The following is a 13,940-nucleotide window of genomic DNA, read 5'->3' on the forward strand; positions in this document are numbered from 1 at the left end:
AGCCGACCGACCGCTGTGGCGCCTGCGGCCGGGGCGTTACACCGCGGGAGGCTGCCCGCTGCGGCGTTGCCGAGGGCGCCGGCCGCGGAGCCGGCGTCGGACCGCTCGGCGGCACCATCGTCGGCGCGGCGGGCCGCAGCAGAGTCAGTTCGAGCACCGGACCGGTCTGAGCGTCACCGAGGTTGATGCGCGCACCCCCGGCCACGGTGACCACGGTCTGACGGATCCCGCCGACGTACATCCCGTTGGTGCTGCCTGCGTCGATGACATGCCACCGCCCATCGCCTGACCACTCGATCGACAGCTGTCGCCGAGAAACGAGGGGGTGGTCGACGACGATCTCGTTGTCCGGAGTACGCCCGAGTGAGGCCGGCGATGTCCGGAGTGTTCGCGGCTGCCCCTGACCGACGCGGACCTGCAACGGAGTGATCTCGTGAGGGTTCATCGGAGATCACCTTAGCGGCTGACCCGCCACCGGCCGTTCAATGAGACGACTACCGCAAACTACAGATACTGCCCGGTGTTCGACTCGGTGTCGATGGCGCGGCTGGCGCCACTGCCCTTGCCGGTGACGAGCGTCCGAATGTAGACGATCCGCTCGCCCTTCTTCCCGGAGATACGCGCCCAGTCGTCGGGGTTGGTGGTGTTCGGGAGGTCCTCGTTCTCCGAGAACTCATCCAGGATCGAGTCAAGGAGATGGGCGATCCGCAGGCCGCGCTGACCGCTCTCCAAGTGCGCTTTGATCGCGTACTTCTTCGCGCGGTCGACGATGTTCTGGATCATGGCTCCGGAGTTGAAGTCCTTGAAGTACATGATCTCTTTATCGCCGTTTGCGTACGTCACCTCGAGGAATCGGTTGTCGTCGGTCTCGGCGTACATACGCTCGACGACGCGCTGGATCATCTCGTCGACACAGGCCTGCGGCTGTCCGCCGAACTCGGCGACATCGTCGGGATGCAACGGCAGGTCGACGGTCAAGTACTTCGAGAAGATGTCGATCGCCGACTCGGCGTCCGGACGTTCGATCTTGATCTTCACGTCCAGGCGACCCGGTCGCAGGATGGCCGGATCGATCATGTCCTCACGGTTCGACGCACCGATGACGATCACGTTCTCCAGGCCTTCGACACCGTCGATCTCGCTGAGCAACTGCGGGACGACCGTCGTCTCGACGTCGGACGAGACGCCCGACCCGCGCGTGCGGAAGATGGAGTCCATCTCGTCGAAGAACACGATCACCGGTGTCCCCTCCGACGCCTTCTCTCGTGCCCGTTGGAAGATCAACCGGATGTGCCGTTCGGTCTCGCCGACGAATTTGTTGAGCAGCTCGGGGCCCTTGATGTTCAGGAAGTATGACTTCGCCTCGGCCGCATCGTCGCCGCGATGCTCGGCGATCTGTCGTGCCAATGAGTTCGCGACAGCCTTCGCGATGAGCGTCTTACCGTTTCCGGGAGGGCCGTACAGGAGTACGCCCTTTGGCGGCCGAAGCGAATACTCGGCGAACAGATCGCTGTGCAGGAACGGGAGTTCGACGGCATCGCGGATCTGCTCGATCTGTCGGCGGAGTCCGCCGATATCCGTGTAGTCGACGTCCGGAACCTCTTCGAGGACGAGGTCTTCCACTTCTGCCTTCGGGATCCGCTCCAACGCGAATCCGGCTTTGCCGTCGACCAGAAGCGAGTCGCCCGGACGTAGCTTGCGCTCGGCCTCGCCGCCTTCGCCTTCGCCTTCGTGCACGAGGGTGTCGGCGAGTTGCACCACCCGCTCCTCGTCGGTGTGGCCGACGACCAGCGCACGGCGGCCGCCGGCGAGCAGTTCACGGAGGGTCGAGATCTCGCCGACCTCGTCGTACCCGAGGGCCTCGACGACGGTCAACGCCTCGTTCAAGCGCACCGACTGTCCGCGGCGCAGCGTCTCGACGTCGATGTTCGGCGACACCGTCAGGCGCATCTTGCGACCGGAGGTGAACACGTCCACGTTGTCATCGGACGCGACCCCGAGCAGCACGCCGTATCCGCTTGGCGGCTGGCCGAGGTTGTCGACCTCCTCGCGCAGCGCGATCAACTGCTGACGAGCCTCTTTGAGCGTCTCGAGCAGCTTCGCGTTACGGGTCGTCAACTTCTCGATCTGCTCCTGTGGAGCATCTCCTTGCGCGCCGGACTCCGTCGTGGGGGCCATCGGTCCTCCTTCATCGACTATCTGCTTCTACGCTACCCGCGTGTCGGACGACGCTTAACCCGGAGTGTTTCGGTGCCGTCCGCGAGGCGGCGCGCCGTAATGAGGAACGCGGTGTGGCCTTGCATCCGGTGCTCGGGACGCACGGCGAGGCCGACGGCGCTCCAGTCCCGGACGAACGACTCCCAGGCCCGTGGCTCGGTCCAGCACTGGAGCTCTCGCAGGCCTTCCATGACCTTCGAGAGCTGCGTGACAGTCGCGACATAGACGATGAGAACACCACCCGGACGGAGGGTCTTCGACACGAGTCCGAGCTGCTCCCAGGGCGCGAGCATGTCGAGGATCACCCGGTCGTACTGGTCGGCGGGGTCGTGGTTGGCGAGGTCGTCCACCACGAGCGACCAGTTGTCTGGCGAGCTTCCGAGGAAGGTCTCGACGTTACGGACTGCATGCTCGGCATGGTCCTCACGCACCTCGTACGAGAGCACCGAGCCCTCGGAGCCGACGGCGCGGAGCAGGGCCAGCGTGAGCGAACCCGAACCCGCGCCGGCCTCCAGGACGCGGGCGCCCGGAAAAATGTCGCCTTCGGTGATGATCTGCGCAGTGTCCTTCGGATAGATCACCTGCGCGCCGCGAGGCATCGACAGGATGTAGTCGGTCAGAAGTGGGCGCAACGCCAGGTACTCGGTCCCGTTGACCGACTTCACGATCGAGCCCTCATCGGCGCCGATCAGGTCATCATGCTCGATACCGCCCTTGTGGGTGTGGAACTGTTTGCCCGGTTCGAGCACGACGGTGAACTTCCGTCCCTTGGAGTCGGTCAGTTGGACGCGGTCGCCCTCGGCGAATGGGCCGGTCGTCGGCATCTGTGTGAGTGTCCTTCGGGTCGAGAGCGGCGTGGAACTGCCCCAAGCATAGAGTGGCGTTCATGTCCGACTTCGCACCGGCAGCACCCAGCTACTACCGGCCGATCGCGACGCCCGACGGCGCCGATCCGAGCTACGACTATTTTCTCCCCACCGAGGCGACCGTCAGTGTCTGGTCATCGGAGATCCAGCACGGTGGTCCTCCCGCCGGGCTGATGATGCGTGCGATCCTGCGAACTGCGGGCGATGACGGGAAGGTCGTCACCCGGGTGACGACCGAGATCCTCGGCGGGATGGGGCTCGGTGTGAACCGGGTGCGCTCCACCGTGCTGCGACCGGGCAAGCGGATCTCGCAACTCGCCGCCGATCTCGAAGTGCAGACGTCCGCTGGCGAGTTTCGCCTCGTCGCACGCACCGTGGTCTGGCGAATCGCCACCGGCGACTCGTCGCCCGTCGAACACCTCCCGCACCCACCGCTGCCTGCCGGACCCGACGATCTGCCACAGATCCTCGGCTTTCCCGAGGACGGCGAAGACGCCGTCCCGTGGGGCACGTTCGGATTCATCGGCACGACGGTCCTCGCACGCCAGGAGGGTCGGGTCGGCGAGACGCCCGCCGTCTGGATCCGACCGGCGATCCCATTGCTGGAAGACGAAGCGATGTCGCCGCTCGAGTCGGTGTTCACCGTCCTCGACGTAGCCAACGGGGTGGGGACCAGAATCGACCCGACGAAATGGTCGTGGATGAACGTGGACACCACCGTGCACCTCGTCGCCCAGCCGACGAGTCCGTGGCTCGGCCTGGACGCCGACCTCGCGATCGGCGCGACGGGATACGGTGCGAGCTTCGCCGACCTCTACGACGTCACCGGATTCCTCGGACGCTCCGCGCAGACCGACATGGTCGCGCCGATCTGAGGCGACGCCTCAGAAGCGGCAGCTACGGATGTCGGACGCCAGGATCGCTCGGACACCGAGTTCGGAGAGGTCGTCCATGAGTGACTGGTGCGTCTTGCGTGGAACCATGGCGCGCACTGCGAGCCAATCGGGATCGAGCATCGGCGACACCGTCGGCGACTCCAGTCCCGGGGTCTTCGCGACGGCGGCGTCGAGTAGCGACTTCGGGCAATCGTAGTCGATCATCACATACTGCTGTCCGAACACCACGCCCTGAACTCGGGCGATGAACTGCTTGGCGGCCCTGGACGCTTCCGGGGTCTCAGGGTTGCGGATCAGGACGGCCTCGGAATCGCACAGCGAGTCTCCGAACGCGGTCAGGTCATGCAGACGCAGCGTCCGCCCGGAACCGACGACATCGGCGATCGCATCGGCGACGCCGAGCTGGATGGAGATCTCGACGGCGCCGTCGAGCCGAATGATCTCGGCTTCGATGCGGCGCGCGGCGAGATCGCGACGCACGAGATTCGGATACGACGTGGCGATCCGTTTGCCTGCGAGGTCTTCGACTGCCCAGTCCTGGTCGGCGGGCCCCGCATACCGGAACGTCGACGACCCGAACCCTAGCGCGACCTCCTCGATGACCTCGGCTCCGGAGTCGGCGGCCAGGTCGCGGCCGGTGATTCCCAGGTCGAGAGTTCCGGCCCCGACGTAGATCGCGACGTCCTTGGGGCGCAGGAAATAGAACTCGACGTCGTTGGCGACGTCGATGACCGACAGGTCCTTCGGATCGGAACGCTTGCGGTACCCGGCTTCGGCCAGGATTCCGGAGGCGGCCTCGGACAGGGCCCCCTTGTTGGGGACGGCGATACGCAACATGAGTGAGAGTTCCTAGAGGTAGCGGTAGACGTCGGCCGGATTGAGGCCACGTTTGATCATCATGACCTGGAGCCAGTAGACGAGCTGGGAGATCTCCTCGGCGAGCGACTCGTCCGACTCGTGTTCGGCCGCGAGCCACACCTCGCCGGCTTCTTCGATGATCTTCTTGCCGAGCGTATGAACACCCGAATCGAGCGCGGCGACCGTGCCGCTGCCTTCAGGGCGGGTCTCGGCCTTGTCGGCCAGCTCAGCGAAGAGTTCGTCGAAGGTTTTCACACGACGTATTTTCGCATGAGCGGCCCACACGTGACTGGCCGGGCGCTCATTGCTCCGACAGCACCTGGTCCGCACGCGGCGACCGCGAACTCGGCGGATCTGTTTGCGCAGGCTGCGGCGGGACGCTGAGCCGACCGAGCGCCAAGGCCCAGAACTCCCAATTCGACAGGCCGTGGAGGAAGCTCTCGCCGAACGCGTCGACGGAGGTCTTCGTGAACGGTGCGGAGAATCCGAGCCTGAGTCCCGCGGCGACCGCCAGGATCAGCGACCGGTTGGTTCCGTGCGGCAGGCGGGACGTTCACGCCTTCTCCAACCTTCGCTAGTCGGCGATACCGGGACCTGCCACCGCAGCTGCGAGATCGTCGAGAGTCAACCCTACGAGTGAATCGCGGAAGGTGTACGTGGCCCGAGGCGGCACATCGATCGACGATGGGACGACGATCGCCCGGACTCCCGCCGCGAACGTGGCCGCGGCGCCCGTCGGCGAGTCCTCGATCGCCAGACACCGCCCGATCGGCGCTCCGGCGAGCTCGGCTGCCCGTCGGTAGATATGCGGTTCGGGTTTGCCCGCCCTGACCTCGTCGCCGCACACCGTCGTGACGAACCGCTCTTGACCGATCGTCTCCAGGAGGACGTCGGTCACTTCGCGCAGGGTGTTCGTGACCAACACCATCGGGATGTCGGCTGCGGCGACCAGGTCGAGCGCGTCGATCGCCCCGGGGCGCCACGGTGGGCCGCCCGCGAACTGCTCGAGCACGCGCTGCACCATCCACGCCTCGTCGGTCTCGAAGTCACGTCCAGCGTCGGGGACGAGCGCTGCGTCGTACACCTTCGTCATCGCGTCGACCGAGCTATTGCCCATCGTCGAATCCCGTAATGACGCGGTCATCTCGATACCCAACCGTTCGGCGAACTCGACGAGGACGTTCTCCCACAACGGCTCCGTGTCGAGCAACGTGCCGTCCATGTCCCAGAAGACGGCCTGAGGAAGGCGCGCATCGTCGGTCACTGGAGTCCTCCTGAAGGTAGGGCGCGCAGGTCCTCCCCCACTTTAGGCAGTCTGCGCGACTCGTGTGGGCAGGTAGTGAAGTACTCGCTCACGTGTTGAAGTATTTGGCCTCCGGGTGGTGCAGCACGAATGCATCCGTCGACTGCTCGGGGTGCAGCTGCAGTTCCTCGGACAGTTCGACGCCGATTCGACCCGGCTCCAACAAGTCGATCATCTTCGCGCGGTGTTCGAGATCCGGGCATGCACCGTATCCGAATGAGTAACGCGCGCCGCGGTATTCGAGGTCGAAGAATCCCTGAGGACGATCGGGGTCTTCGTCGGCCATCACACCTCCGGTGAACTCGAGCTCGCTGCGTACCCGCTGATGCCAGTACTCGGCGAGCGCCTCGGTCAGCTGGACGCCGATACCGTGCACCTCGAGGTAGTCACGGTACGAGTTGGCCGCGAACAGTTCGTTCGCGAAGTCGGCGATCGGGGTGCCCATCGTCACGAGCTGGAACGGTAGAACGTCGACGCGGCCGTCGGCGACAGCCTGCTCACGCGATCGGATGAAATCGGCGATACACAGGAACTTCGGCCGCTGCTGACGCGGGAAGTCGAAGCTGTGCCGGACAGCGGACGTCGGGTCCTGCGATTCGAGCACGTGCACGACGTCGCCCTCGCTGACCGCCGGGAAGTACCCGTACACGACTGCGGCGTGCTGCAGGATGCCACTCGTCGACAATCGGTCGATCCATTCACGCAGGCGAGGCCGCCCCTCGGTCTCCACAAGATCCTCGTAGCCGGGCCCGTCCTCACCCCTGGTGCCGCGCAGACCCCACTGACCAAGGAACAGAGCCCTCTCGTCGAGCATCGACAGGTACTCGGCCACCGGGATACCCTTGACGATCCGCGTACCCCAGAACGGCGGGGTCGGGACCTCGTTGTCGCCGGCGACGTCCGACCGCGCAGGCACCTCGACGGGCGCCTCGTTGGCCTTGCGCTTCTCCGCGATCCGCTTGGAGCGCTCACGTCGAGCCCTGCGCTCGGCGACCTTCGCAGCCGCGGCCTTCGCCTCCGGGCTGTCCGGATCGGGTCCCTCGCCGCGCTTGATCGCCATGATCTCGTCCATGAGAGTGAGACCTTCGAATGCATCGCGGGCGTAGCGGACGTCACCCTCGTAGACATCGGCTAGGTCGCCCTCGACGTAGGTGCGTGTCAGGGCCGCGCCGCCGAGGAGGACAGGGATCTCGCTCTTGCCGCGCGAGTTCATCTCCTCGAGGTTCTCCTTCATGACGACGGTCGACTTCACGAGCAGTCCGGACATGCCGATCACGTCCGCGCGGTTGTCCTCGGCCGCCGACAAGATCGTGGCGATCGGCTGCTTGATACCGATGTTGACCACGTCGTAACCGTTGTTGCTCAGAATGATGTCGACGAGGTTCTTGCCGATGTCGTGCACATCGCCCTTGACGGTCGCCAGCACGATGCGGCCCTTGCCGTCGTCGTCGGAGGCCTCCATGAACTGCTCGAGGTGCGCGACCGCGGCCTTCATCACCTCGGCAGACTGCAAGACGAACGGCAACTGCATCTGCCCGGAGCCGAACAGTTCACCGACCGTCTTCATGCCTGCCAGCAGGTGGTCGTTGATAATCGTGAGCGGCGGAACGGTCTCGCGGGCCTCGTCGAGATCCTCGATCAGACCGTTACGCTCCCCATCGATGATGCGCTGGGCGAGGCGATCGAACAACGGCATCCGGGCCAACTCCGCGGCGCGAGACTCGCGCGCCGAGGCGGCCGAGACGCCCTCGAACAGCTCCATCAGCTTCTGCAGCGGGTCATAGCCGCGATCGTCCGGGCCATCGGTCCCCGGTTCGCGGCGACGGTTGTACACCAGGTCGAGTGCGGTCTCCCGCTGCTCGTCGGCGATACGCGCCATCGGCACGATCTTCGAGGCGTGGACGATAGCGGTGTCCAGACCGGCCGCGACACACTCGTGGAGGAAGACCGAGTTCAGGACCTGCCGCGCGGCAGGATTGAGTCCGAACGAGATGTTCGAGACGCCGAGCGTGAAGTGGATGTGCGGATGCGCTTGCTTGAGTCGACGGATGGCCTCGATGGTCTCGATGCCGTCGCGACGGACCTCCTCCTGGCCGGTCGAGATCGGGAAGGTGAGGGCATCGATGATGATGTCCTCCTCGGCCATCCCCCAGTCCCCGGTGAGGTCGGCGATCAGCCGTTCGGCGATGGCTACCTTGTGGTCGGCGGTGCGGGCCTGCCCCTGCTCATCGATCGTGAGCGCTACGACCGCGGCGCCGTGTTCGACGACATGCGACATGATCTGCGTGAAACGCGAGTTCGGCCCGTCGCCGTCCTCGTAGTTCACCGAGTTGACCGCGCACCGTCCGCCGAGATGCTCGAGTCCGGCACGGATCACGGCGGGCTCGGTGGAGTCGATCATGATCGGAAGTGTCGACGCGGTCGCGAAGCGGCTCGCCAACTCGGCCATGTCGAGTGCTCCGTCGCGGCCCACGTAGTCGACGTTGAGGTCGAGCATGTGCGCGCCGTCGCGGGTCTGCTCCTTCGCGATGTCCATGCACTTCTGATAATCGCCTGCGATCATCGCTTCACGGAACGCCTTGGACCCGTTCGAGTTGGTGCGCTCGGCGATCACCAGGAAGCTGGCGTCCTGGTCGAACGGGACCGCTGTGTACAGCGACGACGTCTCCGAGACATGCTCCGGGGTGCGCTCGCGGGCTTCGAGCTGCCCCACTGCCTCGGCGACCTGCCGCACGTGCTCGGGAGTCGTGCCACAGCAGCCGCCGACGAACTGCAGGCCGTAGTCGGTGACGAACGTCGACAATGCGTCGGCGAGCTCGGTGGCCGTGAGCGGGTACTCGGCTCCGCTCTTGCCGAGGACCGGGAGGCCAGCGTTCGGCATCACCGACACCGGTACCCGCGAATGCTTCGACAGGTACCGCAGGTGTTCGCTCATCTCGGCGGGTCCGGTCGCGCAGTTCAGACCGATCACGTCGACGCCGAGCGGTTCGATCGCGGCGAGCGCTGCGCCGATCTCCGAGCCGATCAGCATGGTTCCGGTCGTCTCGACGGTGATGTGGGCGATGATCGGCAGGTGCCTTCCCAGCTCTGCCATGGCCCGCCGCGCTGCGACCACAGCCGCCTTGAGCTGAAGGAGGTCCTGACAGGTCTCGATGAGGATCGCGTCGGCTCCGCCGTCGAGCATGCCGAGCACGCACTCCTGGTAGGCGTCGCGGATCGCAGCGAACGTGGTGTGGCCCAGGCTGGGGAGTTTGGTACCGGGACCCATCGAGCCGAGCACGAAACGGTCGGTTCCATCGGCGGACGGACCGATCTCGTCGGCGACGCCGCGTGCGATGGATGTTCCCTTGTAGGCGAGTTCGCGGATTCGATCAGCGATGTCGTAATCACCGAGGTTCGACAGGTTGCAGCCGAACGTGTTCGTCTCCACCGCGTCAGCGCCCGCTTCGAAGTACCGGCGATGGATGTCGGCGAGGACGTCGGGCCGAGTCTCGTTGAGGATCTCGTTGCAGCCCTCGAGGCCGAGGAAGTCCGAGTCCAGGTCGAGATCGGCGTTCTGCAGCATCGTGCCCATGGCTCCGTCACCGATCAACACACGACGCGACATCGCCTGCAGGAATGTCGAGTCGTAGTCATTGGGGAGAGTTGAGGAGTAAGGCATTCCCTCAGGATAGTTCGCCGACGATCGCCGTTCCCCGTAGGCTCTGCCCAGTGAACTCTCCACGACCCTCTGGACTCCCCGACCTGCGCAGGCCGATCATGATCGCAGCGTTCGGCGGGTGGAACGACGCAGGCGACGCCGCGACCTCAGCGATCGAACATCTGGCTCTGACCTGGGACGCCACCGATCTCCGGGAGATCGACGGCGAGGAGTTCTACGACTTCCAGTCGACGCGGCCAACGATCGCACAGGTCGACGGTGTGACAAGACGCATAGAGTGGCCGACCACGTCCGTCTCGTACGCCACGCCCGCGGACTCCGACCGCGACTTCGTCTTCGTCCTCGGGCCCGAGCCGAACCTGCGTTGGCGGACCTTCGCCGAGCGCATCGTCGACCTCGCCGCCACCCTCGACGTGGAACTCGTCGTCATGGTGGGGGCGCTGCTCGCCGACACCCCGCACACACGCCCGGTACCGGTGTCCGGCTCGGCCGAGACCACTGAGGCCGCTCAGCGTTTCGGACTGTCGCCGAACAAGTACGAAGGTCCCACCGGCATCACAGGGGTCTTGCAGGACGCATTCGTTCAGGCCGGTGTCCCGTCGGTGTCACTGTGGGCGGCAGTGCCCCACTACATCGCCCACCCACCGAACCCGAAAGCCGTTCTCGCGCTGCTCAATCGACTGGAACCTATCCTCGAGGTCTCCATCGACACCGGGCCGCTCGCCGAGCAGTCACAGCAGTGGCAGGAAGCGGTCGACGAGATGATGTCCGAGGACGAGGACATGTCGGCCTATGTGCACGAACTCGAGGAGAACGACGACGAGGCGGCGTCCGAGGACGCACTCACCGAAGTGGACGGCGACACGCTCGCCGCTGAGTTCGAGCGCTACCTGCGCCGACGCAACGACCAACCGTAGAGGTCAGCCGATCCGCTCGATCTCGACGACCGGCGTCGTGATGCGCCATGTGCGCACGTCGGGGTCGTCGGCGGCGGCGACCCAGAACTGGGCTGGCCCGCCGACGGTGCACTCCTTGACCCCGAGAAGCGGGATGTCTTCCGAGTCGCGGCGCAATTCGCTGACTTCCCACCGCTGATCAGAGTGTCGCCCGACCCCGGGTGCGCGCAACAATGTCATCGCATCGAAGTCGAGCACGTAGGTCGAGGTGTGCGTCACGACCGTCCACACGCCGTCTGCCGTTCCTGCCGGGATCGTGGTGGTACGAGGCACGCCGATCACCCCCGAGGTGCGATGTCGACGCCCAACAGGGCGTCGACAGCGTCGACGACGATTGCAGCGGCCTCCGTGGACGAGCCGATGCCGAGGATCGCGTCGGCGGCCCAGGCATCGATTGCGGCGAGCGCTTTCGGCGTGTCCAGGTCGTCGGCGAGATGCTGTCGCAAGCGGGCAACCGTGTCGGTGGCGTCGGGGGCGGTCGACACCAGAGCCGCGCGCCGCCACGTCGCGAGGCGGCGCTCCCCGTCGGAGAGCACGTGGTCGGTCCACATCCGATCCTGGCGATAGTGGCCGCTCAGCAGCCCGAGCCGGATGGCGCTCGCGTCCACTCCCTTCTCGCGTAGGACGGACACCTTCACCAGATTGCCGAGGCTCTTGGACATCTTCTCCCCGTCCAGCCCGATCATCCCGGTGTGAACGTAGGTGCGAGCGAATCGTCGTTCGCCGGTCACCGCCTCGGCGTGCGCCGCGGAGAACTCGTGGTGCGGGAAGATCAGGTCGCTGCCTCCGCCTTGTACGTCGAAGGTCATGCCGAGCCGGTTCAAAGCGATGGCTGAACACTCGATGTGCCAGCCCGGCCTGCCGTCACCGAACGGCGACGGCCACGCCGGTTCGCCCGGACGGTGCACACGCCACAGCAGTGCGTCGAGCGGATTGCGCTTCCCGGCGCGGTCCGGGTCGCCGCCGCGCTCGGCGAAGAACGTCGCCATCGTCTGTGCGTCGTAGTTCGACTCGTAGCCGAACTGCGGAGTCGCGTCGACGCTGAAGTACACGTCCGGATGCTCGGGGTCGTCGACCACATATGCCGCCCCGGACTCGATGAGTCTGCTGACGGCGTCGACGACTTCGTCGATCGACTCCACGGCTCCGATGTAGTCGCGGGGAGGGAGCACTCGAAGTGCCGCCATGTCCGCGCGGAACAGATCGATCTCTCGTGACCCGAGATCGCGCCAGTCGACGCCGTCGCGCTCGGCGCGCTCGAACAGTGGGTCGTCGACGTCGGTGATGTTCTGGACGTAGTGAACCTCATGACCCTGATCGCGCAACACGCGGTTGATCAGGTCGAACGTCACGTATGTGGCCGCGTGGCCGAGGTGGGTGGCGTCGTACGGCGTGATGCCGCAGACGTACATGCCTGCGACCGGTCCGGGCGCCAGCGGCTTCACCTGCGCATCGGCGGTGTCGTAGAGGCGAAGAGCCGGTGCGGTGCCGGGCACGGAGGGGATCTGGGGCGACGACCACGACTGCATGCGCTCAACTCTATGTGTGATGAAGGCGGCAGGAGAATCGGGGCATCAGAAAATCCGGCATTCAGAACGGCGGCCACGGGATCGCACGCTGCGACGGCGGAAACGGCAGTACACCATCGTCGCCGAGCACCCGCGCGCGGCGGGCGACCGCTGCGATCTCCTCGCTCGTGATCAGCACGGCCAGTCGAAGCGTGAGCACGTCGTCCGGATCATCGAGACGTTCGGCGAGGCCGCTCAGGTCGGCCACGAGATCGGGCGGCACCCGGCGGCCGGACCAGCCCCACAGCACGGTGCGGAGCTTGTTCTCCGTGTGCAGGCAGATTCCGTGATCGATGCCGTACAGGCGACCGTCGTCGCCGACCAGGACATGACCGCCCTTGCGGTCGGCGTTGTTGACCACGACATCGAACACCGCGAGGCGTAATAGATCCTCGCGGTCTTCGTGGACGAGGGCCACCAGGCGCCCGCCTTCGTCGTATGCCTGCAGAACTGCCATCTGGCGCTCGGTGACATCGTCGACGGGAACGAGATCGACCGGATCGGATGCGGTCGACTCGTCGGGCACGTGGATCCACCGTTGGACCATTCCGGGTCCGAGGTCGACGTCGGCGGGACCGTCGTCGCGTAGCACGGTCTCCGGAACGAGATCCCATCCCAGTGCATCGCTGATCAGGTAGGATGCGACCTCGCGACCGGCGAGGTGCCCGTCAGGGAAATCCCACAGCGGCGCTTCACCGCGGATCGGCTTGTAGACGCACACGAACTCGTCGTCGCCTGCGCAGACCCGGCAGGCCAACGTCAGATTGCTCGCTGTCGGGACGCGCCCGAGCAAGGTGAGGTCCCCGCTCGCGAGGACCTCGAGGACGTCGGCGTTCACTCTTGCGAGTCGGGGTCAGATCCGTCGGGGTCAGATCCGTCTGGGTCAGATCCGTCTGGGTCGTTCGCATCCGAGTCGGGCTCGAAGTCCTTTTCCTCGACCTCGAACGCCGTGTCGACTCCGGGAAGCACCCGTCCCAGGGCCGCGAGGACATCGGGGTCGATGAACTCGACCGAGCGAGAGAACTCGGTGTCGCGCTTGTAACCGTTGCTGCGCGCACAGATGTGCCCCTCCGGGTCCAATGGCTGGTTGCACAGCGGGCACAGTGGCCGTCCGGCGGAGATGACGCGCATCGACCGCGCGCTGAACTCCCTGGCCGCGTCTGCGGTGAGAAAGATGCGGACCGTGTCGGGTCCCTCGTCGGTGTCGTCGAGGATGACGCTCTCGTCCAACGGCTGCTCGGTGATCGCGAGTAGTTCGACGACGACCGACGACTCCTCGGCGTCCCAGCCCAATCCCATCGACCCGACCCGGAACTCGGCGTCGATGGGCATGGTGAGCGGCGCGGTGTCGGCCACCGCGTCGGTCTCCGGTGGCACGGCCGCGCCGAATCGTCGGGCGACTTCGTCGAGCAGATAGCCGAGCCGGTCGGCCAGGATCAGGACCTGTTGCTTCTCGAGCTCGACGCTCATCAACCGCTGCTCCTGCGACACCTGCAGGAAGAACGTCCGATCGCCTGGTTCGCCGACGGTCCCTGCGACGAAACGGCTAGGCGTCCTGAATTCATGAATGGTGCGCGACACGTCTAATTCGCCTTCCTTGTCGTCGTCTTCACCG

Annotated in this window: 13 protein-coding genes; 2 read left to right on the forward strand and 11 right to left on the reverse strand. The window is 65.8% G+C overall.

The features are described from left to right. From ACTIMF_RS13450 to ACTIMF_RS13460, 3 genes are all read right to left on the reverse strand, one after another. Window positions 1-445: FHA domain-containing protein (locus ACTIMF_RS13450; RefSeq protein ID WP_442350803.1), on the reverse strand; the 445-nt coding region annotated here is incomplete at its 3' end. 59 nt (window positions 446-504) lie between these two features. Further along, a complete protein-coding gene (gene arc / locus ACTIMF_RS13455) occupies window positions 505-2,178 on the reverse strand; it encodes a proteasome ATPase (protein ID WP_442350804.1) in 1,674 nt (557 codons plus the stop codon). 32 nt (window positions 2,179-2,210) lie between these two features. Then, window positions 2,211-3,041 carry a tRNA (adenine-N1)-methyltransferase gene (locus ACTIMF_RS13460; RefSeq protein ID WP_442350805.1) on the reverse strand — a complete coding sequence of 277 codons (831 nt, stop codon included), beginning with the start codon at window positions 3,039-3,041 and terminating at the stop codon, window positions 2,211-2,213. Window positions 3,042-3,103: 62 nt separating this feature from the next. Here ACTIMF_RS13460 and ACTIMF_RS13465 point away from each other — a divergent pair, with 62 nt between their 5' ends. Beyond that, a complete protein-coding gene (locus tag ACTIMF_RS13465) occupies window positions 3,104-3,958 on the forward strand; it encodes a thioesterase family protein (protein WP_442350806.1) in 855 nt (284 codons plus the stop codon). Window positions 3,959-3,967: 9 nt separating this feature from the next. On the opposite strand, the gene hisG is transcribed toward ACTIMF_RS13465, so the two are convergent. The 4 genes from hisG to metH all read right to left on the reverse strand — a co-directional run bounded on the left by hisG (window position 3,968) and on the right by metH (window position 9,801). Beyond that, window positions 3,968-4,816, reverse strand: coding sequence for an ATP phosphoribosyltransferase (hisG, locus tag ACTIMF_RS13470; RefSeq protein ID WP_442350807.1), 849 nt, complete (start codon window positions 4,814-4,816; stop codon window positions 3,968-3,970). Between the two features lie 12 nt (window positions 4,817-4,828). Further along, window positions 4,829-5,092, reverse strand: coding sequence for a phosphoribosyl-ATP diphosphatase (locus tag ACTIMF_RS13475; protein ID WP_237010134.1), 264 nt, complete (start codon window positions 5,090-5,092; stop codon window positions 4,829-4,831). 319 nt (window positions 5,093-5,411) lie between these two features. Next, window positions 5,412-6,101: an HAD family hydrolase gene (locus tag ACTIMF_RS13480; protein WP_442350808.1), complete on the reverse strand. Its 690-nt coding sequence runs from the start codon at window positions 6,099-6,101 to the stop codon at window positions 5,412-5,414. A gap of 88 nt (window positions 6,102-6,189) precedes the next feature. Beyond that, entirely contained in the window at window positions 6,190-9,801 is a 3,612-nt protein-coding gene (gene metH, locus ACTIMF_RS13485) for a methionine synthase (RefSeq protein ID WP_442350809.1), read from the reverse strand. Between the two features lie 50 nt (window positions 9,802-9,851). On the opposite strand from metH, the gene ACTIMF_RS13490 reads away from it, so the two are divergent. Further along, window positions 9,852-10,718, forward strand: coding sequence for a PAC2 family protein (locus ACTIMF_RS13490; protein ID WP_442350810.1), 867 nt, complete (start codon window positions 9,852-9,854; stop codon window positions 10,716-10,718). A gap of 3 nt (window positions 10,719-10,721) precedes the next feature. Here the strand turns inward: ACTIMF_RS13490 and ACTIMF_RS13495 are convergent, their stop codons facing one another. The 4 genes from ACTIMF_RS13495 to ACTIMF_RS13510 form a co-directional block, all read right to left on the reverse strand. Further along, complete coding sequence (locus tag ACTIMF_RS13495) at window positions 10,722-11,030, reverse strand: hypothetical protein (protein ID WP_442350811.1); 309 nt, start codon at window positions 11,028-11,030, stop codon at window positions 10,722-10,724. Between the two features lie 5 nt (window positions 11,031-11,035). Continuing rightward, window positions 11,036-12,286: a cysteine--1-D-myo-inosityl 2-amino-2-deoxy-alpha-D-glucopyranoside ligase gene (mshC, locus tag ACTIMF_RS13500; RefSeq protein WP_442350812.1), complete on the reverse strand. Its 1,251-nt coding sequence runs from the start codon at window positions 12,284-12,286 to the stop codon at window positions 11,036-11,038. Window positions 12,287-12,347: 61 nt separating this feature from the next. Next, a complete protein-coding gene (locus tag ACTIMF_RS13505) occupies window positions 12,348-13,163 on the reverse strand; it encodes an SCO1664 family protein (RefSeq protein WP_442350813.1) in 816 nt (271 codons plus the stop codon). Beyond that, entirely contained in the window at window positions 13,160-13,906 is a 747-nt protein-coding gene (locus ACTIMF_RS13510) for a DUF3090 domain-containing protein (protein ID WP_442350814.1), read from the reverse strand. The genes ACTIMF_RS13505 and ACTIMF_RS13510 overlap by 4 nt, the downstream gene beginning before the upstream one ends. Window positions 13,907-13,940: the final 34 nt, after the last annotated feature.

It is taken from the genome of Gordonia sp. (in: high G+C Gram-positive bacteria) (genome assembly GCF_052106715.1).
GTDB lineage: Bacteria > Actinomycetota > Actinomycetes > Mycobacteriales > Mycobacteriaceae > Gordonia.

What these genes read in the sequence shown, in the direction of transcription:
- arc (WP_442350804.1), bottom strand. Translation starts at nt 2,178, where the DNA reads ATGGCCCCCACGACGGAGTCCGGCGCGCAAGGAGATGCTCCACAGGAG.
- ACTIMF_RS13460 (WP_442350805.1), bottom strand. Translation starts at nt 3,041, where the DNA reads ATGCCGACGACCGGCCCATTCGCCGAGGGCGACCGCGTCCAACTGACC.
- ACTIMF_RS13465 (WP_442350806.1), top strand. Translation starts at nt 3,104, where the DNA reads ATGTCCGACTTCGCACCGGCAGCACCCAGCTACTACCGGCCGATCGCG.
- hisG (WP_442350807.1), bottom strand. Translation starts at nt 4,816, where the DNA reads ATGTTGCGTATCGCCGTCCCCAACAAGGGGGCCCTGTCCGAGGCCGCC.
- metH (WP_442350809.1), bottom strand. Translation starts at nt 9,801, where the DNA reads ATGCCTTACTCCTCAACTCTCCCCAATGACTACGACTCGACATTCCTG.
- mshC (WP_442350812.1), bottom strand. Translation starts at nt 12,286, where the DNA reads ATGCAGTCGTGGTCGTCGCCCCAGATCCCCTCCGTGCCCGGCACCGCA.